General features: G+C 73.1%; 21 protein-coding genes. 15 read left to right on the plus strand and 6 right to left on the minus strand.

Annotated features, from left to right (window positions below; all coding sequences use genetic code 11):
- Positions 1–433: 433 nt before the first annotated feature.
- Positions 434–961, plus strand: a complete 528-nt coding sequence (locus ACSUPR_RS23120) for a globin (RefSeq protein ID WP_436886828.1) — start codon at positions 434–436, stop codon at positions 959–961.
- Positions 962–1,198: 237 nt separating this feature from the next.
- Here ACSUPR_RS23120 and ACSUPR_RS23125 read toward each other — a convergent pair whose 3' ends face one another.
- Together ACSUPR_RS23125 and ACSUPR_RS23130 are read right to left on the minus strand one after the other, a co-directional pair.
- Positions 1,199–1,642 (minus strand): acyl-CoA thioesterase, encoded by a 444-nt coding sequence (locus ACSUPR_RS23125; protein WP_436886829.1) that lies wholly within the window; start codon positions 1,640–1,642, stop codon positions 1,199–1,201.
- Positions 1,643–1,820: 178 nt separating this feature from the next.
- Complete coding sequence (locus ACSUPR_RS23130) at positions 1,821–3,914, minus strand: prolyl oligopeptidase family serine peptidase (RefSeq protein ID WP_436886830.1); 2,094 nt, start codon at positions 3,912–3,914, stop codon at positions 1,821–1,823.
- A gap of 374 nt (positions 3,915–4,288) precedes the next feature.
- Between ACSUPR_RS23130 and ACSUPR_RS23135 the strand changes: the two genes are divergently transcribed.
- From ACSUPR_RS23135 to ACSUPR_RS23145, 3 genes are all read left to right on the plus strand, one after another.
- The gene (locus ACSUPR_RS23135) at positions 4,289–4,789 is read left to right on the plus strand and encodes an HNH endonuclease (protein WP_436886831.1); all 501 of its coding nucleotides are present in this window, start codon (positions 4,289–4,291) and stop codon (positions 4,787–4,789) included.
- 144 nt (positions 4,790–4,933) lie between these two features.
- Positions 4,934–5,137 (plus strand): FmdB family zinc ribbon protein, encoded by a 204-nt coding sequence (locus ACSUPR_RS23140; protein ID WP_436886832.1) that lies wholly within the window; start codon positions 4,934–4,936, stop codon positions 5,135–5,137.
- Positions 5,138–5,376: 239 nt separating this feature from the next.
- Positions 5,377–6,600 carry an MFS transporter gene (locus tag ACSUPR_RS23145; RefSeq protein ID WP_436886833.1) on the plus strand — a complete coding sequence of 408 codons (1,224 nt, stop codon included), beginning with the start codon at positions 5,377–5,379 and terminating at the stop codon, positions 6,598–6,600.
- A 49-nt stretch (positions 6,601–6,649) separates the two neighbouring features.
- Here the strand turns inward: ACSUPR_RS23145 and ilvD are convergent, their stop codons facing one another.
- Positions 6,650–8,512 (minus strand): dihydroxy-acid dehydratase, encoded by a 1,863-nt coding sequence (gene ilvD / locus ACSUPR_RS23150; RefSeq protein ID WP_436886834.1) that lies wholly within the window; start codon positions 8,510–8,512, stop codon positions 6,650–6,652.
- Positions 8,513–8,720: 208 nt separating this feature from the next.
- Positions 8,721–9,515 (minus strand): nuclease-related domain-containing protein, encoded by a 795-nt coding sequence (locus ACSUPR_RS23155; protein ID WP_436886835.1) that lies wholly within the window; start codon positions 9,513–9,515, stop codon positions 8,721–8,723.
- A 194-nt stretch (positions 9,516–9,709) separates the two neighbouring features.
- On the opposite strand from ACSUPR_RS23155, the gene ACSUPR_RS23160 reads away from it, so the two are divergent.
- The gene (locus tag ACSUPR_RS23160) at positions 9,710–11,149 is read left to right on the plus strand and encodes an amidase (protein ID WP_436886836.1); all 1,440 of its coding nucleotides are present in this window, start codon (positions 9,710–9,712) and stop codon (positions 11,147–11,149) included.
- 27 nt (positions 11,150–11,176) lie between these two features.
- Here the strand turns inward: ACSUPR_RS23160 and ACSUPR_RS23165 are convergent, their stop codons facing one another.
- Positions 11,177–12,505 carry an MFS transporter gene (locus tag ACSUPR_RS23165; protein ID WP_436886837.1) on the minus strand — a complete coding sequence of 443 codons (1,329 nt, stop codon included), beginning with the start codon at positions 12,503–12,505 and terminating at the stop codon, positions 11,177–11,179.
- A 227-nt stretch (positions 12,506–12,732) separates the two neighbouring features.
- On the opposite strand from ACSUPR_RS23165, the gene malQ reads away from it, so the two are divergent.
- On the plus strand, positions 12,733–14,769 hold the full coding sequence (gene malQ / locus ACSUPR_RS23170; RefSeq protein ID WP_436886838.1) for a 4-alpha-glucanotransferase: 2,037 nt from the start codon (positions 12,733–12,735) through the stop codon (positions 14,767–14,769).
- Between the two features lie 84 nt (positions 14,770–14,853).
- Here the strand turns inward: malQ and pepN are convergent, their stop codons facing one another.
- Positions 14,854–17,400 (minus strand): aminopeptidase N, encoded by a 2,547-nt coding sequence (pepN, locus tag ACSUPR_RS23175; RefSeq protein WP_436886839.1) that lies wholly within the window; start codon positions 17,398–17,400, stop codon positions 14,854–14,856.
- Positions 17,401–17,632: 232 nt separating this feature from the next.
- Here pepN and ACSUPR_RS23180 point away from each other — a divergent pair, with 232 nt between their 5' ends.
- The 9 genes from ACSUPR_RS23180 to ACSUPR_RS23220 all read left to right on the plus strand — a co-directional run bounded on the left by ACSUPR_RS23180 (position 17,633) and on the right by ACSUPR_RS23220 (position 25,495).
- Positions 17,633–18,268: a mycothiol-dependent nitroreductase Rv2466c family protein gene (locus ACSUPR_RS23180; protein WP_436886840.1), complete on the plus strand. Its 636-nt coding sequence runs from the start codon at positions 17,633–17,635 to the stop codon at positions 18,266–18,268.
- Between the two features lie 453 nt (positions 18,269–18,721).
- Positions 18,722–18,880, plus strand: a complete 159-nt coding sequence (locus ACSUPR_RS23185; protein ID WP_436886841.1) for a hypothetical protein — start codon at positions 18,722–18,724, stop codon at positions 18,878–18,880.
- 124 nt (positions 18,881–19,004) lie between these two features.
- Positions 19,005–20,420 carry an aldehyde dehydrogenase family protein gene (locus tag ACSUPR_RS23190; RefSeq protein ID WP_436886842.1) on the plus strand — a complete coding sequence of 472 codons (1,416 nt, stop codon included), beginning with the start codon at positions 19,005–19,007 and terminating at the stop codon, positions 20,418–20,420.
- 128 nt (positions 20,421–20,548) lie between these two features.
- Positions 20,549–20,695: a hypothetical protein gene (locus tag ACSUPR_RS23195; RefSeq protein ID WP_178378512.1), complete on the plus strand. Its 147-nt coding sequence runs from the start codon at positions 20,549–20,551 to the stop codon at positions 20,693–20,695.
- Between the two features lie 93 nt (positions 20,696–20,788).
- Positions 20,789–21,256, plus strand: a complete 468-nt coding sequence (locus tag ACSUPR_RS23200) for a ribose-5-phosphate isomerase (RefSeq protein WP_436886843.1) — start codon at positions 20,789–20,791, stop codon at positions 21,254–21,256.
- A gap of 369 nt (positions 21,257–21,625) precedes the next feature.
- Positions 21,626–22,729, plus strand: a complete 1,104-nt coding sequence (locus tag ACSUPR_RS23205) for a PP2C family protein-serine/threonine phosphatase (protein ID WP_436886844.1) — start codon at positions 21,626–21,628, stop codon at positions 22,727–22,729.
- A 250-nt stretch (positions 22,730–22,979) separates the two neighbouring features.
- Positions 22,980–24,323: a magnesium transporter gene (gene mgtE / locus ACSUPR_RS23210; protein ID WP_436886845.1), complete on the plus strand. Its 1,344-nt coding sequence runs from the start codon at positions 22,980–22,982 to the stop codon at positions 24,321–24,323.
- 68 nt (positions 24,324–24,391) lie between these two features.
- Positions 24,392–24,592 (plus strand): Rv0909 family putative TA system antitoxin, encoded by a 201-nt coding sequence (locus ACSUPR_RS23215; protein ID WP_436886846.1) that lies wholly within the window; start codon positions 24,392–24,394, stop codon positions 24,590–24,592.
- Positions 24,593–24,634: 42 nt separating this feature from the next.
- Positions 24,635–25,495, plus strand: coding sequence for a M23 family metallopeptidase (locus ACSUPR_RS23220; protein ID WP_436886847.1), 861 nt, complete (start codon positions 24,635–24,637; stop codon positions 25,493–25,495).
- The last annotated feature ends 16 nt before the right edge of the window (positions 25,496–25,511 follow it).

Below are 25,511 nucleotides of genomic sequence, written 5' to 3' on the forward strand. Positions count from 1 at the left end.
CCGGGCGATCTCTCGCAGGACGGCCGGCGAAGGTCGGCCGTCCGAGCGCGGGAGGCGGCCCGGAGGCCGCGAGCCGGAATGATCCGCCGGACACGTCCGGGGCCCGTTCTCCGGATGTCGGTCCGACCCGCGGGGTCGGTGAGGCGCCGGCGGGGTTCCGGAGGCCCGGAGGAGGCGTCTCCGAGGAGAGGTCCCTGGCCGTGGGCCGTCCGGTGGGGGCCTCCCGGTCCTCGACGGGTGGGTGAGGACGTCTCCGCGAGGCCGCCGTGCCCCCTCGGACCCGTTCCCGCCCTCTGGGGCGCCGAAAGCGAACCGGACCGGGGCCGTCGTGCGCAGGGCCCCGGGACCGGACCGGTCCCGGGGCCCTGCGGCTTCGTTCCGTGGGCCCTGTGGCCCTCGGAGAGGGGCCGCGGAGTCGCATACCCTAGGGGCGATGACTTCCGCGCGCGATGACCAGCAGAGCCCGGGCGAGGAGCCCGTGCACATGACGTTCTACGAGGCCGTGGGCGGTGAGGAGACCTTCACCCGCCTGGTCCGCCGGTTCTACGAGGGCGTGGCCGACGACCCCGTGCTCCGGCCCATGTACCCCGAGGAGGACCTGGGCCCCGCCGAGGAGCGGCTGCGGCTGTTCCTCATCCAGTACTGGGGCGGCCCGCGTACCTACAACGAGCAGCGCGGCCACCCCCGGCTGCGGATGCGCCACTTCCCGTTCCGCATCGGGACGGCGGAACGCGACCTGTGGCTGCGGCACATGCGGGCCGCCGTCGACTCCCTGGACCTGCCCGAGGTGCTCGAGCGGCAGCTGTGGGAGTACATGGTCATGGCGGCGCACAGCATGGTGAACGTCCCGGAGGAGGCGCCCCGCCCGGCGGTCGCCGACCCCACCCGGGTCGCGGTGTCCTCCGAGTCCGCCGACGACGGGGACGACGACGGCGAGACCGTCACCATCTCCCTCAAGTAGTCCCGTCCGGACGCGGGTCCGCCCCCGGGCCCGTGCGCCGGGAACACCCGACGACTCCCGAACCGGCCGTCCGAGGGGCGGCCGGTCGTTCGTGTGCGCCCGGGGGCGGTGCCGTCGGGCGCGGGCCGCCGGTGTCGTTCCGCCGGGACCCGGCGGGCCGTGCGGGCCCTTCGGCCCCCCGGCGGCCGCCCGGGGACGGCCGTGGCGGTGCCGCCGGGCGGGGCCGGGCGCGACCGGTCAGAGGTACTGCGCGAGGTGGGCGCGCTCGACGTCGTTGAGCCGCCGGGCGCTCTGGGTGGGCACGTCGAAGCCCACCAGCACCGTCCTGGCCCGCAGGTACACCCGCTCGTCGTCGAGGATCTCGTAGGCCAGCGAGAAGCTGGCGTTGCGCACCTCGGTCACCCACAGCTCGACCCGCACCGGCTCCGAGCGCGGCAGCAGCGGCGCCGTGTAGTCGGCCTCCTGGCGGGCCACGACCATGGCGCCGAACACCTCCTCGCCGTCGACCGCCCCGCCGAAGCGCAGGAACGAGATGCGGGCGTCCTCGAGGTAGGTCAGCATCCGGACGTTGTTGACGTGGTGCTGCGGGTCGAGGTCGGCGTAGCGGACCTGCGCCAGGTGTACGTGCCGGCGAGGACCGGCCGCCGTACCGGTGTCCGCGGCCTCCTCGGTCTGTGTCACGTCCGTGTCCTCTCGTGGCTCTGCGGGGATGGGACCGAATCCGATTCTCCCAGGGCCGGCCCCGCGGGCACACGGCCGGACGCCCCCGGGGCCTGTGTCCTTGCTCTCCGGGGGACGAGAGCGGTCCCACCCCGCGGACGCGCCCCGCGGACCGGCCGCGGGGCGCGTCCGGCCGGGATCAGCCGACGCGCAGCCCCAGGTGGTGGGCGAGGAAGCCCAGCTGGTCGGCGTTCAGCTCCACGCTGCGGCTCACCGAGCGGGTGCTGTGCCCCACCTCGGCCTCCCTGCGCAGCAGCACCGGACGCTCCGCGACCGGCGCCGAGGTCGCCCACTGCAGCTGCGCGCACAGCTTCCGGGCGTGCAGCGGGTCGACCCGGGTGTCGTTGTCGAACACCGTGAAGAGCACGGCCGGGTACCGGGTGCCCTCCCGCACGTTGTGGTACGGCGAGTAGCCCAGCAGCCAGCCCAGCTGTTCGGGGTCCTCTGCACTGCCGTACTCCACGCTCCACAGGCGGCCCAGCCCGAACCGCTCGTAGCGGACCATGTCCAGCAGCGGGGCCGAGCAGACCGCGGCCGCGAACAGGTCCGGCCGCCGGGTGACCATCGCCCCGACCAGCAGGCCGCCGTTGCTGCCGCCCATGACCGCCAGGCGGTCGGTGTCGGTGACCCCGGTGGCGATGAGGTGCTCGGCTGCGGCGGCGCAGTCGTCGAACACGTTCTCCTTGTTCGCGAGCATGCCGCCGCGGTGCCACTCCTCGCCCTCCTCCAGGCCGCCGCGCAGCCCGGCGACCGCGTACACGCCGCCGGCCCGCACCCAGGCCAGGGCGGTGGCCGAGTAGCCGGGGGTGAGGGAGATCCGGAAACCGCCGTACCCGTACAGGATGGTCGGCCGCGGCCCGTCGGCGGGCTCGGCGGGCGCCATCACCAGCATCCGGACGGTGGTGCCGTCCCCGGACGTGTACGCGACCTGCTCCACCCGCACGTCGGGCACGGTGACGGTGCCGGGCGCCTTCTCCCACAGGTCCACCGCGCCGCTGCGGGCGTCGTAGCGGTACACCGATGACGGGGTGGTGCTGTCGGTGTAGCCGAACCAGGCCTCGTGGCCGCCCTCGGGGCGCTCCAGCAGGCCGCCGACGCTGCCCAGCCCCGGCAGCGGCAGCGTGCCCAGCAGCTCCCCGGTGGCCAGGTCGTGCCGGGTGACCTCGCCGATGGCGTGCCGGGTCCAGGAGACGAGCAGCTCGGGGCGCTCCAGCCCGGGGCCGTCGAGGACCGCGTAGTCCTCCAGCACCGCGTCGTCGGCCTCGGCCACGAGCGTGCGCCAGTTCTCGTACCCGGGCGCCTCGGGGTCGGCGACGCACAGGCGGCCGCGCGGGGCGTCCCGGTCGGTGAACATGTACAGGCGCCCGTCCCGGCCCACGTGTGCGGACAGGGCGGCGTCGACGTCCTCCTGGACGCCCACCCAGGCGGGCGCCTCGGGCGAGCTGCGGTCCAGGTCGGCCAGCCACAGGTCGGTGGCCGCGGAGGTGCCCCTGGAGGCGTCCAGCACCAGCCAGCGGCCGTCCCGGCTCACCCACACCCCGAAGTACTCGGTCTTGTCGCGGCCCTCGCCGAAGATCAGCACGTCCTCGTCGGCGGGGGTGCCCAACCGGTGCAGGTACACACGCCGGTGGTAGTCGTGTTCGCCCTCCGGGACCTCCTCGGGGGGCAGTTTGCGCACGTAGTAGAACGCCGACGAGTCCGGAAGCCAGGCGACGGGGGTGTACCGGGCCCGGTCGATGGGCCCGTCGACGACCTCCCCGCTGTCCACGTCCACGACCCGCAGGACGGACTCCTCGTTGCCGCCCTCGGACAGCTGGTAGGCGAGCAGCCGCCCGGACGGGTCGACCTTCCACGCGTCCAGCGTGGTCAGCCCCGAGGGGTCCATCGCCCCGGGGTCGAGCAGGGCCCGCTCGGGGCCGTCCCCGTCGCGCACGTACAGGACGGGGTGCTCCTGGTCGGCGGTCCGGCGCCCGGAGAAGCGGCGCTCCCCGCGCCACACGGGGGCGCCCACGCTGCCGGCGCCCAGGAATTCGCGCACGTGCGCCGCGAACCGGTCCCGGCCGGGCAGGTGTGCGCCGAGTTCGGAGAACAGGGTGTCCTGGGCGGCCGACCATTCCTTGGTGGCGGCGGATTCGGGGTCTTCCAACCATCGGTAGGGGTCGGCGACAGGGCGGCCGTGCAGGGTCTCGACGAGATCGAGACGCTCGGCCGAGGGATAGCGGAGTTCAGGCATGCTTCGCACTCTATCCACCGCTATCTCACGTGCGATCGGTATGGGAAGGGAACATGGAACGTGGTTTCGGCGGCGCGCATTATGACCAGGAATAGCGATAACAGCGGGTTCACGAGGCGGGCGCCGGAAATTGGGGTGGCGCCGGAGCCTCCCCACCGCGCACACTGAATGCGGGACGCAACTCGGCGGGACCACCGGGAGGTCCGTGTGGCAAGGCGTACAGAGCCACCGATCGCGGGATCGGTGCACAGGGAGGTCTCCTGGCTGGCCGAACGGCTGGCCGGGGAAGAGACACGGTCGTCGCACCCGACGGCCGGAGTGGCGCGATGAGCGGCGCGCGCAGCAGGGAGGGCGGTCCAACCGCCCGCCGGCACGTGCTGCTTCTCAACGCGAGTTTCGAACCACTCACGACACTGCCGCTGCGCAGGGCGATCCTGCTCGTGCTGCGGGAGAAGGCGGAGGTCGTCCACCGCGACGACGCGGGGGCGGTGCTCCACTCGGCGACGCACTCCTACGAGGTGCCGTCGGTGATCCGGCTCAGGCGCTACATCACTGTTCCCTACAGCCGCAGGGTGCCCCTCACCCGCGTGGCGCTGATGCGCCGCGACCGGAACACCTGCGGTTACTGCGGCAAGAAGGCGGAGACGATCGACCACGTCATCCCGCGCAGCCGCGGCGGCGCGCACGTGTGGGAGAACGTCGTGGCCGCCTGCAAGCCGTGCAACCACCGCAAGGCCGACAAGTTCCTGGACGAACTCGGCTGGGAGCTGAACGTCACCCCCAAGGTGCCCAAGGGCCCGCACTGGCGGCTGATCAACGGGGACCTGCACGGTGATCCGCAGTGGGAGCCCTACATGGCGCACCTGGCCGCCTGACGGCTCCGAACGCGCCCGGCGGCGGGGACAGCGCGTCCCGGCCCCGATCCGCCCCGCCGCCTCCGGTACGCCTTCGACGGGCGGCCGGGGGCGGTTCTCCATGGGGACCCTTCCGGGCCGGGGCGGCGGCCGTATCCTGGAGGCATGCCCAGATACGACTTCCGGTGCCGCGAGTGCGGTGACACCTTCGAGCTCTCCCGTCCGATGTCCGAGTCCGGGGACCCGGCCGCCTGCCCGCAGGGACACGACGACACGGTGCGACTGCTGTCCACGGTGGCCGTCGGCGGACTGGCCCCGGCGCCCGCCTCCGGTGGCGGCGGCTGCTGCGGGGGCGGCTGCTGCGGCTGACCGCGCGTTGTCCACAGGTGAAGGGGCGGCCCCGACGGGGCCGCCCCTTCACCTGTGACGGACCGCAGACCAGGGGCACGCACGCCGCCCGCTCTCCGCCGGCCGGGGCGGTCGGCCCGCGCGCCGACGGTGCCCGGAGCCGCTGTCGACGGCCGGAAACCGCCGGTCCGGGGCGTACGACCCCTGCTGCAATGGGGACCGCATCCCTGTGAACCCCTGACGGACGGGACCCCGTACCGATGACGACCCCTGCCTCACCGAGTCCCTCCCCGGCCTTCCCCGGAGCCTCCGCGGCACCGGAGCGCCCCTCCCCGCTCTCCTGGCTCGCCGTGCTCTCGGTGGCGCTGGGGATCTTCGCGATCGTCACCACCGAGATCCTGCCGATCGGACTGCTGACCTCCATCGGCGCCGACTTCACCGTCTCGGACGGGGCCGCCGGGCTGATGATGACCATGCCCGGTCTGCTGGCCGCGGTCGCGGCACCCCTGATCACGGTCCTCACCGGGGGAGTGGACCGCCGCGCCATGCTGGCGGTGTTCGTCCTGCTGCTGGCGGCGGCGAACCTCGTCACCGCGCTCGCGTCGAGCTACTGGCCGGTGCTGCTCGCCCGGGTGATGGTCGGCGTGACCATCGGCGGTTTCTGGTCCATCGGTGCGGGGCTGGCCGGCCGCCTGGTCCCCGCCGCCTGGACGGCCCGGGCGACCTCGGTGGTCTTCGCGGCGGTCCCTCTGGGCTCGGTGCTCGGCGTCCCCCTGGGGACGCTCGTGGGGGACGTGGCGGGGTGGCGGACCGCTTTCGCGGCCCTGGCGGTCCTCAGCCTCGGAGTCCTCGCCCTGCTGCTCGCGGTGGTACCGCCCCTGCCCGCCCGGGAGCCGACCCGTGCGGGGGCGCTCGCCGGAGCGCTCGGCGGGAGCGGCACCCGCTTCGCCCTGGTGCTGACGTTCCTCGTCGTGTCCGCCCACTTCGCCGCCTACACCTACATCACCCCGTTCCTGGAGAGGGTGACCGGGGCGGGGCCCGGACTCGTCACGGTCCACCTGCTCGCCTACGGCGCGGCGGGGGTCGCCGGGAACTTCCTGGGCGGTGCGGCCGCGGCACGGCGTCCCCGCGCCGCCTTCGCGGGGGCCGCCGCGCTGATCGCCGCCGCCACCCTCCTGCTGCCGGTCCTGGGCGGGGGAGCGGTGGGCTCCCTGACCCTGCTGGTGCTGTGGGGAGCGGCCTACGGTGCCGTGCCGGTCTGTTCCCAGACCCTCTTCTCCAGGGCGGTGCCCGGCTCGCCCGAGGTCTCCGCGGTGCTCTTCACCGCCTCGTTCCAGGCCACGCTCTCCCTGGGCGCGCTGGCCGGGGGAGCGGTGGTGGACCGGTCCTCGCCCCCGGCGGTGATGGTCCTCGCCGGCGCGGTCGCGCTCGTGGCGGTGGGGACCGTCCTCCTCCGCCGGGCCCGCGGCGCCGCGCGGCCGTGAGCGCGGCGGGGGGCCGGGCCCGCTCCGGGCCCGGCCCCCCGCCGAGAGGTCAGCGCTCGATCTGGGACACGTCGCGGGCCGCGCCGGTGGAGGCCGAGGTGGCCATCGCGGCGTAGGCGCGCAGGGCGGCGGTCACCGGCCGCTGCCGGTCGCGCGGCTGGAACCGGCCCAGCTCCTTGAGCAGGCGCTCGCGGCGGGCGTCCAGCTCCTCCTCGGGCACCTCCAGCACGATGCTCCGGTTCGGGATGTCGATGCCGATGATGTCGCCGTCCTCGACCAGGGCGATGTCGCCGCCCGCGGCCGCCTCCGGGGAGGCGTGGCCGATGGACAGGCCCGAGGTACCGCCCGAGAAGCGCCCGTCGGTGATGAGCGCGCACGCCTTGCCCAGGCCGCGCCCCTTGAGGAAGCTCGTCGGGTACAGCATCTCCTGCATGCCCGGGCCGCCCTTGGGGCCCTCGTAGCGGATGACCACGACGTCGCCGGGCTCGATCCGCTTGCCGAGGATGCCGTCCACGGCGTCCTCCTGCGACTCGAACACCTTGGCCGGCCCGGAGAAGGTCCACAGCTCCTCCTCCACGCCCGCCGTCTTGACGATCGCGCCGTCCGGGGCGAGGTTGCCGAAGAGCACCGCCAGGCCGCCGTCCTTGGTGTAGGCGTGCTCGACGGAGCGGATGCAGCCCTTCTCCCGGTCGGTGTCCAGGCTGTCCCAGCGGGTGCTCTGCGAGTACGCCCGGGTGGTGCGCACGCCGCCGGGGGCGGCGTGGAACAGCTCCACGGCCTCGGGCAGGACGGTGTCGGAGGCGATGTCCCACTCGGCGAGGTACTCGCCGACGGTCTTGCCGTGCACGGTGGGCAGCGAGGTGTCCAGCAGCCCGCCGCGGGCCAGCTCGCCCAGGATGGCGGGGATGCCGCCCGCCCGGTGGACGTCCTCGATGTGGTACTTCTCCGTGTTCGGGGCGACCTTGGCCAGGCACGGCACCCGGCGGGAGACCGCGTCGATGTCGGTGAGGCCGAAGTCCACGCCCGCCTCGGTGGCGGCGGCCAGCAGGTGCAGGATCGTGTTGGTGGACCCGCCCATGGCCACGTCCAGGGCCATGGCGTTGCCGAACGCGGCCGGGGTGGCGATGGACAGCGGCAGGACCGAGTCGTCGTCCTGCCCGTAGTACCGCCGGGCCGCCTCCACGACCAGCCGTCCGGCGTCCTCGTACAGGGCCCGTCGGGCGGTGTGGGTGGCCAGGACGGTGCCGTTGCCGGGCAGGGCCAGGCCGATGGCCTCGGTGAGGCAGTTCATCGAGTTGGCGGTGAACATGCCCGAGCACGAACCGCAGGTCGGGCAGGCGTTCTCCTCCATCTCGTCCAGCTCGGCCTGCGACACGCTCTCGTCGGCCGCGGCGATCATCGGGTTGATCAGGTCGAGCTTCTTGACGGTGGTGGCGGTGCCGTTGACGACGGTCACCTTGCCCGCCTCCATCGGCCCGCCGGAGACGAACACGGTGGGGATGTTGAGGCGCAGCGCGGCCAGCAGCATGCCCGGGGTGATCTTGTCGCAGTTGGACACGCACACCAGGGCGTCGGCGCAGTGCGCGTTGACCATGTACTCGACGGCGTCGGCGATCAGCTCGCGGCTGGGCAGCGAGTAGAGCATGCCGCCGTGGCCCATGGCGATGCCGTCGTCGACGGCGATGGTGTTGAACTCCCGGGGGACTCCGCCCGCGGCGCGCACGGAGTCGGCGACGACGTCGGCGACCTCGCGCAGGTGCACGTGGCCGGGGACGAACTGGGTGAAGCTGTTGGCCACGGCCACGATGGGCTTGCCGAAGTCCTCGCTCTGTACGCCGGTGGCGCGCATGAGGGCGCGCGCTCCCGCCATGTTCCGGCCGTGGGTGACGGTGCGTGAGCGTAGGGGTGGCATGGCGCGGACTCCCATCGTTGCGGGTGTTTCCCCTCGATGGTAGTCCCCTTCCGGTGCGCTCGCGGTCTCAGCGGGAAAGACGGGCGGTCCGAATACCGAGACGGGTCGGGATTCTGCCTGTTCGGCTCCGGGTGCCGTCCGGCCCCGGACACACGTGAGGCCCGGCGGCCACTGCGCTGTGGTCCGTCCGGGCCTGCCGCTCCGTGGTTCAGGGGCGCGGTGGGAGGACCCGCTCTGCGGCCCGGTAGATCTCCTCGATCTCCTGCTCGGTCAGGCGGTCCCGGCCGCTGCGCAGCCACTTGCGGACCTTGGTGCCGGAGATGATGTCCACACCCCGCAGCCGGTGGCTGTCCCAGGGCATGCCGGGACCGTAGATGGCCAGGGAGGCGCGCACCTTGATCTCGCGGCCGAGCTCCTTGCTGATGAGCTCCTCCGCCCGCTTGGCCTCCTCCAGCGCCTCGTCGATGCGCTGGTTCTTGTTGAAGCGCCCGTGGTAGAGCTGCTCGAGCTTGTTGCGCAGCGGCAGACGCTTGTCCCACGACTCGGAGTCGATGGCGAAGGCGCCGCGCCGACCCACGATGAAGTGGTCGATCTGGCCGTTGCCGCCGGGTACCGCGCGGGCGTGCAGGACCTTGTAGCCGAGCTGCTTCATCACCTTCAGCTGGACCTCGGTCTTGCGCTGGGCGGCCGATGGCTTGCGCCAGCGGGCGATCTCGGACTCGCGCCGGGACTGGTGGACCGAGATGCCGACCATGGCGGCGATGCCCAGGGTCGCGCCGATGCGCCAGTCGGAGGTGACCAGGCCGCAGGCGACCGCGACGGCCACGGCCACGGCTCCGCGCACGGCCCATTTGCGGACGGACCCCTTCTCGCGGAGGGCTCCATAAAGTGCCCTTGTGCCCGAAATGTCCTTTTGCTTTTTCTGGTTGGGGAAGAAGAGGCCCTCGGGCCTTTCCGGCTCCGGCCTCTGGGGCGACGGGTTCACTCTGGTTGCCGATTCCACGTCGGACAGGTTAGTTCCACTCATATCCGAGTCCTAGTGCATTACTTCTCACACTTTTCTTCCCTTGTTCTGTGGCTCGGGGTGGTGTCGGAGCCGCAGGGGCAGGGAAGGATAGATGTTTCGCCGATCTCTCCAGAGAACTTCGGTTCCACCTCTCGTGGTGCCCGTTGGCGTGCCCGCTAACCTGGGTCGGTATGACCCAGATCCATGACCTTCCGGCCCACCGGCTCGCCGCGATGGTCCACAGTCGTGAACTGTCCCCTCGTGAGATCACAGAGCACGTTCTGGTCCGGACCGACCGGCACGGCCCCGCCCACGGTGCCTACATTACGGTCATAGCGGAAAAGGCTCTGGAACAAGCCCGATATGCCGAGAAGCGGGTGATGAGCGACACGCCGGAGAGTCTGCCCCCGCTCCTGGGGGTCCCCGTCCCCATCAAGGACCTCGACCTCCTCGCCGGTGTCCGGGTCACCTACGGCTCCCGTGCCCTGGCCGACGGCGTCGCCCCCGTCGACTCCGACACCGTCGCCCGCCTGCGCGCCGCCGGGGCGGTCTTCACGGGCAAGACCAACACCCCCGAGTTCGGCTCCAGCTGCTACACCGAGAACGCCGTCGCCCCGCCCGCCCGCAACCCCTGGAACCCCGCCCTGTCCCCGGGCGGCTCCAGCGGAGGCGCGGCCGTGGCCGTCGCCGCCGGGCTGGCCCCCGTCGCCCACGCCAGCGACGGCGGCGGGTCCATCCGCATCCCGGCCTCGGCCTGCGGGCTGTTCGGCCTCAAACCCACCCGGGGCCGCATCTCCGGCGCCCCGGTCAAGCCCGACCTCGTCGGCCTGTCCACGAGCGGTCCCCTCTCCCGCCACGTGGCCGACGCCGCGCTGATGCTCGACGTCATGTCCGGGAACCGCCCCGGCGACTACTACACCGCCCCGCCACTGCCGGCCGGGGAGACCTTCGCCGACCACGCCCGCCGCGCACCGGGCCGGCTGCGCATCGGCCACTACGCCGACACCGGCTCGGCCGGACTGCACGTCCACCCCGACGTCCTGGCCGCCCACGAGTCCACCCTGCGCCTGCTCGCCGACCTGGGACACGAGGTCGAGGAGATCCCCGAGCCCGGCGACGCCCACTTCGGCGGCACCTTCACCGAAGACTTCTCCCTCATCTGGGCGGCCATGGCCTCGGCCACCCCGGTCCCCGCCGGGCGCGAGTCCGAACTCGGCGAGCTCAACCGCTGGCTGCGCGAACGCGCCCGCGCACTCCCGGTCCCGGAGTACATCGCCGCCTGCGCCCGCCTCCAGCGCGGGGTCCGGTCGTGGCTGGCCGCCACCGAGCCCTACGACGCGGTGGTCACCCCCGCCCTGGCCCTCCCCCCGGTGCCCGTCGGGTACTTCACCGGGGACGGGCCGGAGGAGGAGTTCCGGCGGATGACCGCCTTCACCCCGTTCACCTCGGTCTTCAACGTCACCGGGCAGCCGTCCATGAGCGTGCCCCTGCACCACGCGCCCGACGGTGCCCCGCTGGGCTCCATGGTCACCGGCCGGATGGGCGGCGAGCCCCTGCTGCTGTCCCTGGCGGCGCAGCTGGAGCGGGCCCGGCCCTGGGCCGACCGGGTGCCCCCGGTCTGGAACGACTGAGCACGTCCGGCCGGCCGGCGCCCCGGCTCAGTCCCCGGGCCCCGGGGGCCGGGGACCGCCGGTCTCCGCCACCGGGGCGACCATCCCCGCCGCACCCGCGGGGGGCGCGGCCCCGGCGATCTCCGCGGCCTCCACCGGGGCCGTCCGCGCGGCATCGGCCGGGGCCCCGGGGACGAGCGGGCTCAGCAGCGCCGCGATCGTGACCAGCAGGGCGGCCCCCAGTGCACCGCCCGAGATCCCCATGAGGTCGATCAGGCCACCGGACAGCGGACCGGCGAGCGCGCCGCCGGTACCCAGGGCCGTGGCCATCCACCCGAACGCCTCGGCGCGCCGGTCGGACGGCGCCAGGTCGCCCAGCCGCCCCATCGTGGCGGCCAGCGTCGGAGCGATCGCCAGCCCGGACAGGAACAGCAGCGGAGCGACCCACAGCGGGGTGGACAGCTCCACCAGCGGCGGCGTGAACGGCAGCAGCACCGCCACGCCCGCCGCCGAGGCGAACGAGCGCCGCACCAGCCGCGGCCGGCCCCGCAGGCCGCCCGCGATCGCGCCGCCCACCAGCGAGCCCAGCGCCCACACCGACGCCAGCACCATGACCAGGTGCGGGGCGTTCAGCTCGTTGGCCCAGGCGACGATGACCATGTCCACGCCCATGATCCCGCTGACCATCAGCAGGCACATCACGAACAGCACCACCAGGGCGGGCTCGCGCAGCAGGCTCCGGCGCGGACCGGCGGCCACCGGCGCCGCCCCCTCCTCCAGGGGCGCCGGCCCGGTCAGCCCGGCCCGGCGCAGCGCCAGGGCGAATCCCAGCGCGCCCAGCAGGCCCATCACCGCGAGCATCACCAGCGCCCAGCGCGCTCCGGCGAACGCCACGACACCGGCGGTCAGGATGGGGCACAGGACGAACAGCAGCTCCTGCGTCGTGGCCTCGGCCGCGTAGATCGCCTGCCGCTCCGGGCCCCTCGTCAGCCGCGGCCACAGGGCCCGAACGATCTGGTTGGCGGGGGTGCCGAACAGGCCTGTGCCCAGCGCCAGGGGGATGGACACCCACCACAGCGAGCCCGGCAGCCACGTCAGTGCCAGCAGCCCCACCGTGAACAGCACACCGCACACCAGCACCAGGCGGTCGGTGCCGCCCCTGTCCGCCATCCTCCCGCGCAGCGGCCCCACCAGCGCCATGCCCAGCGTGAACGCTCCCGCCACCAGGCCGGCCAGCGAGTAGGAACCGGTCCAGTCGACCACCAGGAAGGTGACCGCGATCATCAGGCCGGGGGTGTAGAACCGCGCCGTCAGGGACCAGGCCAGCAGGGACAGGACATGGGGGACGGCGAAGAGCCGCCGGTAGTTCGCGAGCACACCCCAGATTATGCAGAGTGTGCAGGTAACGGGTCATCCGATTATCGATATGACCGGAGGTATGGCCCCCGTCCGGCGGATCGCCGGATCCGGGTCCGCGACGCGCCGGGCGGGCCCCGGAACGATCCCGCCTTTCCCCCCGGGGCGGCCGGAACGGGCACCCGATCGGCCGGTACCGGTCCGTCCTTGCGGTGTACGGAGCCCCGGGTAGGGCATGATCGGTTTCTGTGAGGGACGTTCAGCTGGCCCGACTGGCCGAGCAGTACGGTGTCGCGACGAGTTACGAGGACTGGCGGGGCCGCAGGGTCCCGGTCGACCTCGACGTCATCCGCCATGTCCTGGCCGCCCTGGGCGCGGACCCGGACCAGGGGCCGCCCGACCGGGAACCGGGCCTGCTCCCGCCCGCGGTCGTCCTGCGCGAGGGCAAGGCGCCCGACCCGGTGCTGCCCGACGGGGTGCACAGCACCGTGGAGACCGCCGACGGCTCCCTGCTGCCCTTCGACCAGGGCCTGCCCCTGGGCGTCCACACACTGCGCGTCACCCACCGCGGCACCGAGCACGACGCGCCGCTGCTGGTCGTCCCCGACCGGATCGAGCCCACCGCCCTGCGCGAGAACCCGCGCCTGTGGGGCGTCATGACCCAGCTCTACAGCGTCCGCTCCCGCGCCTCCTGGGGCATCGGCGACCTGCGCGACCTCTCCGAGGTCTCCGACTGGAGCGCCCGCGACCTGGGCGCCGACTTCGTCCTCATCAACCCGGTCCACGCCACCGAGCCCCTCGTCCCGGTGGAACCCTCCCCGTACCTGCCGGTCAGCCGCCGCTACGCCAGCCCGCTGTACCTCCGCATCGAGGACGTCCCCGAGTACGCCCGCCTGGACCCAGCCCAGCGCGAGGGCATCCAGCGCCTGGCCCGACCGCTGCGCGAGCGCGGACGCACCGCCGACCTGCTCGACCGCGACGCCGTCTGGGAGGCCAAGCGGACCGCCCTGGAGATCCTCTTCCAGGTGCCCCGGGCGCCGGGCCGCGAGGCCGCCCTGCGCGGCTACCTCGAACGCGAGGGGCAGCCCCTGGTGGAGTTCGCCACCTGGTCCGCGCTGGCCGAGGAGTACGGCTCCGACCACCGCACCTGGCCCGCCCACCTGCGCGACGTCGGCGACGAGGCCGTGGGCCGGGCCGCACTGGCCCGCTGGCCCGCCGTGGAGTTCCACCGCTGGCTCCAGTGGCTCCTCGACGAGCAGCTCGCCCAGGCCCAGGCCACCGCCCGCGCCGGCGGCATGGACGTGGGGATCGTGCACGACCTCGCCATCGGGGTGCAGGCGGGCGGGGCCGACGCCTGGATGTTCGGCGACGCCCTCGTCCAGGGCCTGCACGTGGGCGCACCGCCCGACGAGTTCAACAGCCTGGGCCAGGACTGGGGACAGCCGCCCTGGCACCCGCGCCGCCTGGCCGAACGCGGCTACGGGCCGCTGCGGCAGATCCTCGGCCAGGCCCTGCGCCACTCCGGCGGGGTGCGCATCGACCACATCATGGGCCTGTTCCGCCTGTGGTGCGTGCCCGAGGGGGCCTCCGCCGACCAGGGAACCTACGTCACCTTCGACCACGAGGGCACCGTGGGCGCGCTGCTGCTGGCCGCCCGGCGGGCCGACGCCGTCGTCATCGGCGAGGACCTGGGCACGGTCGAGCCGTGGGTGCGCGACCACCTGGCGGACCGGGGCATCCTGGGGACCTCGGTGCTGTGGTTCGAGCAGGAGCCCGGCGGCCGCCCGCGCGCCCCCGGGGACTGGCGCTCCGACTGCCTGGCCACGGTCGCCACCCACGACCTGCCCCCGGTGGCGTCGTTCCTGTCCGCCGAGCACGTCGAGCTGCGCGACCGCCTGGGCCTGCTGTCCCGGCCGGTGGAGGAGGAGCGGGCCGACGCCGAGGCCCGGGTGGAGCGCTGGCGGGCCCTGCTCGTGGAACTGGGGATGCTGGAGGAGGAGGCCGAGCCGCTCGCCGACCCGGCCGCCGTGGTCGCCGCGATGCACGCCTACCTCATGGCGACCCCGGCCCGGATGGTCGGGGTGGCCCTCACCGACGTGGTGGGGGAGCGGCGCATGCAGAACCAGCCGGGCACCAGCACCGAGTACCCCAACTGGCGGATCCCCCTCACCAACGGGGAGGGGGAGCCCGTCCTGGTGGACGAGCTGCTCGCCGACCCCCGCATGGTGGCGCGCATCCGCCGCACCCTGGGCCCGCTCGGAGACGGCAGCGGCCGCACCCTGTAGCGCCGTCCCGCGGTGTCCGAGGACGCGGACGGCCCCGGGGAGGCGCGTCCTCCCCGGGGCCGTCCGACCGCGAATCCGCGGACCCTACTGGCGGGCGTCACCCGCGGCGATGTCCACGGCACGGGCCTTCAGCGCCCGCTCCACACCGGCGCGCCCCTCGACGAGCAGGCGGCGCAGCGCGGGAGCCGGGGAGTTCTCGGCGATGTAGGCGTCGGTGCGCTCCAGCGTCGCCTCCTCCACCAGGCCGCCCGGGTACATGAACTCGGCGAAGGTCTGCGCGAACTCGCCGGTCCACTTCTCCCAGGCCGGGGCCAGCTGCGCGAAGTACTTCTCCACGTAGGGCCGGTACAGGTCGGCCTGGCCCGGCTCGACGAAGCCCAGCAGCACCGACCGGAACTCGGCGTTGGCGAGCTCCTCTCCCACGATCCGCTCCCAGGCCGCGGCCTTGGCCCCGGCGGTGGGGATCGCGGCCCGCGCACCGGCGGCGTGCCGCTGCCCGGCGGCCGTCGGGTCGTTCTTGAGCTCGGCGTCGATCTCCGCCTCGCCCGCCTTGCCGGTGGCGACCAGGCGGCGCAGCAGGGTCCACCGCAGCTCGGTGTCCACCACCAGGCCGTCAACGGTGATCGCGCCGTCCAGCAGCCCCTGGATCAGGGACAGGTGGGCGTCGCCGACCGCGCTGGAGGCCAGCGCGTTGACGTAGGCCAGCTGGAGGTCGCCGCCGGGCTCGGCGGCCGTCAACAGCTCGCGCAGCCTCTCCGACAGCCGCTCGAAGCCGAACGGGCGCCAGGCCGGGTCGGCGTAGTTGTGCAGCGCCGAGACGGCCTGGCGCAGCAGCGTCTGGGCGACCATCACGTCGTCCACGCCCTCGATACCGGAGACGACCAGGTCCACGTAGTCGCGGGCGGGCATCTCGCCGTCGCGGGTCATGTCCCAGGCGGCCCCGAAGGCCAGCGCCCGCGGCAGCGACTCCCGGATGCCGCAGATACCCTCCACGACCGTGGCCAGGGACCGCTCGTCCAGCCGGATCTTGGTGAAGGTCAGGTCGTCGTCGTTGATGAGCACCAGGTCCGGGCGGGCCCTGCCGACCAGCTCGGCCACCTCGGTGCGGGCGCCGCTGACGTCCAGCTCCACGCGCTCGCGGCGCACGATGCCCTCGGGGGTGCGGTCGTACAGGCCGATCGCCAGCCGGTGGGAGCGCAGCGTCGGGTGCTCGGGGGCGGCCTCCTGGAGCACCGCGAACGACGTGAAGTTCCCGTCCGCGTCCACCTCGAAGTCCGGCCGCATCGTGTTGACGCCGGTGGTCTCCAGCCACTCGCGCGACCAGCCCGACAGGTCCCGGCCCGAGGCCGCCTCCAGGTGCTTGAGCAGGTCCTTCAGCTCGGTGTTGCCGAAGGCGAACTCCTGGAAGTAGGCCCGCACGCCCGCGAAGAACGCGTCCACGCCCACGTACGCCGCCAGCTGCTTGAGCACCGAGGCGCCCTTGGCGTAGGTGATGCCGTCGAAGTTCACCTCGACCGCCTGGATGTCGACCATGTCGGCGGCGATCGGGTGGGTGGAGGGCAGCTGGTCCTGGCGCAGCGCCCAGGACTTCTCCACGTTCGCGAACGTGGTCCAGGCGTCCGTCCACCTGGTGGCGTTGGCCTGGCAGTACACGCTGGCGTAGGTGGCGAAGGACTCGTTCAGCCACAGGTCGTCCCACCAGCGCATGGTGACCAGGTCGCCGAACCACATGTGCGCCATCTCGTGCAGGATCGTCTCGGCGCGCCGCTCGTAGCGGGCGTCGGTCACCCGGGAGCGGAAGACGTAGTCCTCCAGGAACGTGACGGCGCCCGCGTTCTCCATGGCGCCCGCGTTGAACTCCGGCACGAACAGCTGGTCGTACTTGCCGAAGGCGTAGCGCACCCCGAACAGGTCGTGGAAGAAGTCGAAACCCTGCCTGGTGACCTCGAACAGGGCCTCGGAGTCCAGGTGCTCGGCCAGCGACGCCCGGCAGAACAGGCCCAGGTCGATGCCGTCGTGCTCGGCGCGCACCTCGTGGTACGGGCCCGCGACCAGCGCCGTGATGTAGGTGGACATGCGCTCGGTGGCGGGGAAGTGCCAGCGCACCCGCTCCTCGCCCGCCTCCTCGCGCGTCACGTCGGGGGCGCTGTTGGACACCACGGTCCACGACGGGGGGGCGAACACCGTCAGCTCGAACGTCGCCTTCAGGTCGGGCTGGTCGAAGCACGCGAACATGCGGTGCGCGTCGGCCGTCTCGAACTGGGTGTACAGGTACACCGAGTCGTCCACCGGGTCCACGAACCGGTGCAGGCCCTCACCGGTGCGCATGTAGGCGGCTTCGGCCACCACGGTCAGCTCGTTGTCGGCGGCCACCTCGGGCAGCGCCAGGCGCTCTCCGTCGAACAGCTCGGCCGGGTCCAGTTCCGCCCCGTTCAGCGTCGCCGACAGCACGCGCGGCGCCGCCAGCTCCACGAACGTCCGCGCACCCGGCTCCGAAGAGGAGAAGCGGACCACGGTGGTGGATCGGAAGGTCTCGTCACCGGTGGTGAGGTCGAGCTCCACGTCGTAGGAGTCGACGCTCAGAATGCGCGCCCGCTCCCGAGCCTCGTCCCGGGTCAGGTTCCCTGCCACGCCACGCTCCCTCCACGGCCGCCGTCGTCGCCGGCCGGATCGCTGCACCGGGGCGACGGCTCGGGCCGGGGGAAACCTCTGGACGGAGCGTCGTCTGGGCCGGTGGATCGGTTGTCGATTCGGCTCCGATCCTGCCACGCGCCAGGGTGGAATGCGCAACCGAAATCGAAGGTTGTAGCGCTACGGCGACCCCTGCGGGGCGCCGACCCGACTCTCTTGCGAGGAGTAATCCATGACGCAGACCGCCGTGGACACGGACGAGCAGGACATCGCCTACGCGGACATGTGGTTCGATCCGGCCTGCCCCTGGGCCTGGATCACCTCCCGCTGGCTGCTGGAGGTCGAGAAGGTCCGCCCGGTGCGGGTGCGCTGGCACGTGATGAGCCTGAGCGTCCTCAACGAGGGCCGCGACATCCCCCAGGACTACCGCGACATGCTCGACAGGTCCTGGGCCGCCGTGCGCGTGTGCATCGCCGCCGAGCAGCGCTTCGGTTCCGAGGTCCTGGGCCCCCTCTACACCGCCCTGGGCACCCGCTTCCACAACAAGAAGGAGCCGAAGACCGAGGAGACCCTGCGCGCCGCCCTGGCCGAGGCGGGCCTGCCCGAGGACCTGGCCGCGGCCGGCGCGTCCACCGAGTACGACGAGGCCCTGCGCGCCTCCCACGCCGAGGCGATGAAGCTGGTCGGTGAGGACGTGGGCACCCCCGTGGTCCAGGTCGGGGACGTCGCGTTCTTCGGCCCCGTCGTCACCCCGGCCCCGCGCGGGGAGGAGGCGGGGAAGCTCTGGGACGGCGTCCGCCTGGTCGCCGGGACCGAGGGCTTCTTCGAGCTCAAGCGCACCCGCACCCGCGGCCCCGTCTTCGACTAGGGCCTGTTCTTTTGGTGCCGTCCTGTTCCGCGGGAGGTGTGTGAGGCGCCGGCGGGGATGTCCGGGGAACGGGGATGTTCCCGTGGGGCCGAGGGTTCCCGCCTTCTGAGGGCGCCGAACGCGGACCGAAGCGGAGCGGAGGCCCGAAAAACACGGACTGGGCCGCGTTCCTCGGGCCCTGCTCCGGCCCCGCCGCCCCCGACGGACGGCCTGGCGGCCGCGGCACCCGCCTGCTCCGGCGCCTCCGGAAGGCGGGAGCCTCCGGCCCTGCGGAGCGGACCGGCATCCGGGAACGTGCCCCGGTACCGCCGGGGGCTCCGGAGCCCCCGGCGGCACCGGGGGACACGGCGTCCGCGCCGCGCCCGGGACGCGGGTGCGGCGCGGGCCCGGGCACGCCCGGGTGCACACTGGAGGGGGCCGCGGGGGCGGCCGACCACGATGAAAGGACCGGCCGTGTACGGACCCGACGACGAACGCAGGGTCGAGTTCCTCGACGACCTCGACGTCCTGCCCGACACCACCTCCGACGAGGGCGCCCTGGGCTGGGGCGACGAGGTCTCCGACGACTCCACCTCCCGGCTGATCGCCGAGCGCCCCCCGCACTGGGACTGAGGGCGGACCCGGCCCCGCGGGAGCCGGGCCGCCCGCGCCCGGCGCCCGCGGAGCGCCATCGGCGGGACCACCGGTCGTGCATCCCGCACTGGCCGACCGAATCCGGTTCTGCGACAGTGGGGGCATGCGATCCCTCTACATCGACGGCGCCTGGCGCGACTCCGCCTCCGACGAGGCCCTGGACGTGATCGACCCGGCGACCGAGCAGGTCATCGACACCGTTCCGGCCGGCGACCCCAAGGACGTCGACGCCGCGGTGGCGGCCGCCGCGGCCGCCCTCCCGGCCTGGTCGGCCCTGGCACCCGGCCGCCGCGTCACCCACCTGGCCCGGGCGCTGGACCTCTTCAACGAGCGCATCGACTCCATCGCCGCCGTACTGACCCGGGACATGGGCGCGCCGGTGAAGTTCTCCCGCAGCGTGCAGGCGGGCCTGCCCTCCCTCATGTTCCGGACCTACATCGACCTGGTCGAGGAGACCGGCGAGCACTTCTTCGGCGGCGAGAAGGTGGGCAACTCGCTCATCGTCCGCGAGCCCGTCGGCGTGGTCGGCGCCATCACCCCGTGGAACTACCCCCTGCACCAGATCGTGCTCAAGGTCGTGCCCGCCCTGCTGGCCGGCAACACGGTCGTCCTCAAGCCCAGCGAGGTCGCCCCGCTGAGCGCCTACGCCCTGGCCGAGGTGTTCCACGACGCGGGCCTTCCCGCTGGCGTGTTCAACCTGGTCTCGGGCACCGGGCCGGTCGTCGGCGAGGCCATCGCCGCCCACCCGGCGGTCGACATGGTCTCCTTCACCGGCTCCACCCGCGCGGGTGTCCGGGTCTCCCAGGTGGCCGCCGAGACCGTCAAGCGGGTCGCCCTGGAGCTGGGCGGCAAGTCGCCCAACGTGATCCTGCCCGACGCCGACATCACCGCCGCCGTCAAGCGCGGTGTCGCCGACGTCATGCGCAACACCGGCCAGAGCTGCAACGCCCTCACCCGCATGCTCGTCCACCGCGACTCCTACGAGGAGGCCGTCGCCCTGGCCGCACAGGCCGCCGCCAAGTACGTCCCCGGGGACCCCAAGGACGAGTCCACCCGGTTGGGCCCGCTGGTCTCCGCGGCCCAGCTGGACAAGGTCCGCTCCTACATCGAACTCGGGGTCGAGGAGGGCGCCCGCCTGGTCGCCGGCGGGCCCGAGCCCGTCGAGGGCCCCGGCTACCACATCCGGCCCACGGTCTTCGCGGACGTGCGCAACGACATGCGCATCGCCCAGGAGGAGATCTTCGGCCCGGTCCTCGTCCTCATCCCCTACGACACCGAGGAGGAGGCCGTCGCCATCGCCAACGACACCGTCTACGGGCTCAGCGCGGCGGTGTGGTCGGGCGACCCCGAGCGCGGCCTGGCGGTCGCCCGCCGCCTGCGGGCCGGACAGGTGGAGCTGAACGGGGGCGCCCTCAACCCGCGCGCGCCCTTCGGCGGCTACAAGCGCTCCGGCAACGGGCGCGAGTGGGGGATGCCCGGCCTGGAGGAGTTCTGCGAGGTCAAGGCCGTGCAGATGTGACCCTGGGGTGTGGTCGTTCTCACGGCCCGAAACCGTTCATACCAGGAATCGGCCCCAGTGAGAATCACGTTGAGGGGTGTGGAAAAATTCCGACTGGATCCCCTGGTCGAACCCAATCGAGGTGTGAGTTGAGCAACAAGCCCGCGGTCTCCAAGGCAGGACCCCTCGGCAAGGACATCAAGATGATCGTGATCAGCAACATCGTCGCGATCGCCTCCATGGCTCTCTTCGCCGTGCTGGGTCTGAGCGTCGCGGCCGCCGCCGGCGCCGCCTGACCCTCGGTCACAGACGCGTCCGACGCCCCGCCCGTCCCCTCGACGGGCGGGGCGTCGTGCTCCCCGCCCCGGCGACCTGCGACACTGTGTCCCGTGCGTGTTTACCTTGGATCAGATCATGCGGGCTACGAGCTCAAAGAACACCTCGTCTCCTGGCTGAAGGAGCGCGGCCACGAGGTCGTCGACGCCGGGCCCTTCGCCTACGACGCGGTCGACGACTACCCTCCCTTCGTCCTGCGCGCCGCCGAGGGCGTCGCGGCCGACCCCGGTGCGCTGGGCGTCGTCATCGGCGGCTCCGGCAACGGCGAGCAGATCGCCGCGAACAAGGTCGCGGGCGTCCGCGCGGCGCTGGCGTGGAGCGAGGACACCGCCCGGCTGGCGCGCGAGCACAACGACGCCAACGTGCTCGGCATCGGCGGCCGGATGCACACCCTGGAGGAGGCCACCCGCTTCGTCGAGGTCTTCCTGTCCACGCCCTACAGCGACGAGGAGCGGCACACCCGCCGCATCGCGATGCTGAGCGCCTACGAGGAGACCGGCGAGCTCCCGCCCCTGCCGTAGGACGGCTCCGGGCACCCGGGACCCGTGCGCCCCCGTCCGCGGACGGGGGCGCACGCGTACGCGGCCCCGGGAACGGGTTTGGGCTGAGCCCAAACCCTCGATTATGGGGGAGAACACCGAGGGATGCACGTGCAACTCGGACACCCCCCGCGCTACAGTTCGTGCACAGCGGTCCGGTTCCGTCCCGGCCGCCGTCCGGCGGTGCCCACGGCCCGCCGCCACGACCGCGGGCGGATCCCCACACCGCCCTTCGCCCGTCCCGAGCCGGGGACATCCTCGGGGCTGGCCGTACCGCCACGGTAACGGTCCGGGCCGCCGAGCCGACCGACACCGAACCCCCGCGGGCGGGCGCGTCCGCACAGAGGATCCATGAAGCCCACACCGAACGCCAAGGCCGCCCGACTGCTGCGCACGACCGCGCAGCGGATCGTCGCGGTCCTGCGGCGCAAGGTGCTCTTCCGCTACCGGCTCGTCCTCATCACCCTCGTCGTCCTGGCCGTCGGTGTCGGCGTCGGCGCCGTCTGGGGGCCCTCCGGGTGGTTCCCGCCCAGCTCCACCATCCTCACCGTCCTGGCCGGCGGCCTGCTGCTCAAGCGCAAGAGCCTGGCCTTCCTGCTCGGCGTGGTCGCCGCCGTCCTCGTCTTCGTGGCCTACATGCTCGACTTCGGGCAGGTCGGCCCCGGGCTGCTGGTCACCATCGGCGTCACCGCGGTGCTGTCCTACCTGCTGTCGGGGGTGCGCGAGCGCCTGGGCGTGCAGGGCCTGAGCGGCGAGATGATGCTCCTGGACCTGCGCGACAGGCTGCGCCAGCAGGGCCGCCTGCCCGCGCTGCCCGCGGGCTGGGGCCGCACCGCCGTCCTGCGCCAGGCCGGGGGCTCCTCCTTCGGCGGCGACTTCGTCGTCTCCGACCGCGACGGCGACCGGCTGGACATCGCCGTGGTCGACGTCTCCGGCAAGGGCGTCGACGCCGGGACCCGCGCCCTTCTGCTCTCGGGCGCCTTCAGCGGCCTCATCGGCGCGGTGCCCCCCAAGGACTTCCTCGCCCACTGCAACGACTACCTCATGCGCACCGGCGGCGGTGAGGGATTCGTCACCGCCGTCCACCTGAGCGTGGACCTGTCCACCGGCGACTACAGTGTCGCCTCCGCCGGGCACCCGCCCGCCGTGCACTACGACGCGGGCACCGGGTCGTGGACCACCACCGAGGCCAAGGGCGTGGTCCTGGGCGTCATCCCGGAGATGACCTACACCTCGGTCCGCGGCCGCCTGCGGCCCGGCGACGCCCTGATGCTCTGCACCGACGGCCTCATCGAGACCCCCGGCGAGGACCTCGACGCGGGCATCGACCGTCTGCTCGGCGCCGCCGAGACCCTGGTCGCACGCGGCTTCTCCAACGGCGCCGCGAAGATGGTCGACGCCCTCAGCAAGGACAAGAACGACGACTGCGCGCTGGTCGTCCTCTGGCGCGACTGACACCCCGGGACGGGGCGGCGGAGCCCGGCCGCGGGCCCGGGACGGGTAAGGTTCGGGGTGCTCCCCGTCCCGCGTACGGCGGCCGTCTCCGTACACGTCCCCGGATATCCGTGCGCGCCCTCCCTCCACCGGCGCCGACTCCGCGCGGTCCACCACACCAGTGACGACGGGACCCGGAGCCGCAATCGGAAACCGGTGTCGCCCGCGGGCCGTGCCCGCCGGCGGAGGAGAACGCGAGGGGGTGCTTCGCATGTCAGAAGGCGAGCGCGCTGAAGAACTCACGGAACTGGTCGAGAACAACGACCTGACGGGTATCCGGCTCTGGTTGGCCGAACATAGGCCCTACGAGATCGCAGACGAACTCTCCCGCATGGCGGGCGGACAGGCGATCATCCCCTTCCGGCTCCTGGACAAGGACCGCGAGCTGGAGGTCTTCGAGGAACTCGACCCCGGCCAGCAGCAGGCCATCCTCCTGGGCCTGCGGGACACGGCCTTCCACGAGATCCTCGAGGAGATGGACCCCGACGACCGGGCCCGCCTCATCGGGGAGGCCCCGGCCAAGATCGCCACCCGCGCCCTGGCCGGGCTGAGCCCCGCCGAGCGCAGGATGACCGCGGCGCTGCTGGGCTACCCCGAGGACTCCGTCGGCCGCTACATGACGCCCGAGACGGTCGTCCTGCACCGCGACCTCACCGTGGGGCGGGCGCTGGAGATCGTGCGCGCCAAAGGAGCCGACGCCGAGACCATCTACACCCTGCCGGTGGTCACCGACGGGCGCCGCCTGGTCGGCACCGTCACCCTGGGGGACCTGGTCGTCAACGACGACGCCCGGCTGATCAAGGACGTCGTCGACGTGCTGGCCCCGCGGGTGCAGGCCTCCCACCAGGCCGAGGACGCCGCCCGCCTCATGCAGGAGGCCAACCTGGTCTCCCTGCCGGTGGTCGACTCCGAGGACCGGTTCGTGGGCCTGCTGACCTTCGACGACGCCCTGGAGCTCATCGAGGCCGCCGACTCCGAGGACATGGCCCGCCAGTCCGGCGCCAGCCCCCTCGGCGAGCACTACGTCAGCGTCGGGGTGCTGCGCCTGGTCGGCGCCCGCTCGGTGTGGCTCATGCTCCTCATCGTGGCGGCCACCCTCACCGTCAACGTCATGCAGGTCTTCGAGGCCACCCTGGAGGAGGTCACGGCGCTGGCGGTGTTCGTGCCGATGCTCATCGGCACCGGCGGCAACGTCGGCGCCCAGTCCGCCACCGCGATCGTGCGCGCCCTGGCCGTCGGCGAGGTGCGGGTGCGCGACCTGCCCAAGGTCATCTGGAAGGAGGCGCGGGTCGGCCTGCTGCTCGGTGTGATGCTCGCCGGCCTGGCCCTGGCCATCGGCGCCCTGCTGGTGGGGTTCCAGGTCGCCGTGGTCGTGGCCTGCTCGGTCGTCGCCATCTGCACCTGGGCGGCGATCATCGGCTCGTCGATGCCGCTGCTGGCCCGCAAGGTGGGCGTGGACCCGGCGGTGGTGTCCTCGCCCATGGTGGCGACCCTGGTCGACGCCACCGGGCTCATCATCTACTTCTCGGTGGCCCGCCTCGTCCTCCACATCTGACCTGCTGGAATAACCAGCGGCCGCAACGGGTATCGCCTGGGGTGCAGGACGGATCAAGGGGGGATTCCATGTCCGGTGCCGGAGATGCGTTCGACAAACTTCGGAAGGTCGTCGACGACAACGCCGACAAGGCCCAGGGACTGGTCGGCAAGGCCGCGGACGCCGCCAAGAAGGCGACCGGCGGTGCCCACGACGACAAGATCGACAAGGGAGCCGGAGCCGCCACCGACTACCTGCGCAAAAAGGCCCAGAAGAACAAGGAGCGGTAGGACCGGTCCGCGGGGGCGGGACCGGGCGTCCACAATAGGGGGATGTCCGATCCCGCCCCGTCCCGTTCCCGGGTCCTCCTGGCCCGGATCCGCGTGCCCCTCATGTGGGCGGCGGGCGCCGCACTGCTCGCCGGGTACGCCGGCCTGCCCTGGTGGGCGGGCTGGTCCCTGTTCGCCGTCGCGCTGGCCGTGTACCTGCGCCTGGGCACCGTCCGGTGCGCCCCCCGGGTGCTGCGGCCCCCGGTGCGGGGGAGGTGGATGGCGCTGACGAGTCCGGTGGACGCGGTTCCCAGCCAGGGGAGCCACGCGTACGGGCAGACGTACGCCCTGGGCCTGGTCGCCGAGGACGGGACCCGGCCCGACATCGGCTGGCGGCCGCTGAGCCGCCCGCCGGAGGAGTTCCCGGCGTTCGGGGAGCCGGTGTACGCGCCCGCCGGAGGGGTCGTCGTCGCCGTCCACGACCGGCGCCGCGACCACCGCAGCCGCAACTCCTGGCCGTGGCTGCTGGGCTCGGTCCTGGAGAACACCCTGCGCGAGCTGCGCGGACCGGCCGGCCTGCTGGGCAACCACGTGATCATCGACGTCGGCGGCGCGTACGTCCTGCTGGGACACCTGCGGCGGGGGTCGGTCACCGTTCGCCCGGGGGACAGGATCGAGGCCGGGCGGCGGGTGGCCCGCTGCGGCAACTCGGGAGCGTGCACGGAGCCGCAGCTGCGGATGCAGCTCATGGACCACCGGCGGCCGCTGCTGGCGGCGGGCCTGCCCTTCCTCTGGGAGGCCGGGTGGAACGGGGACTCCGACGCCCCCGGGCTTCCGGAGACCTGGCGTCCGTTCGACGTCCCCGCTGGTCAGGGCGATTCCCCGAGCGATTACCCTGAGACCGAACAGGTAAGGCGAACCTAACGTTCCAGTGAGGGGG

Origin of the sequence: Nocardiopsis dassonvillei (assembly GCF_964273065.1) — a bacterium.
Lineage (GTDB): Bacteria > Actinomycetota > Actinomycetes > Streptosporangiales > Streptosporangiaceae > Nocardiopsis > Nocardiopsis dassonvillei_B.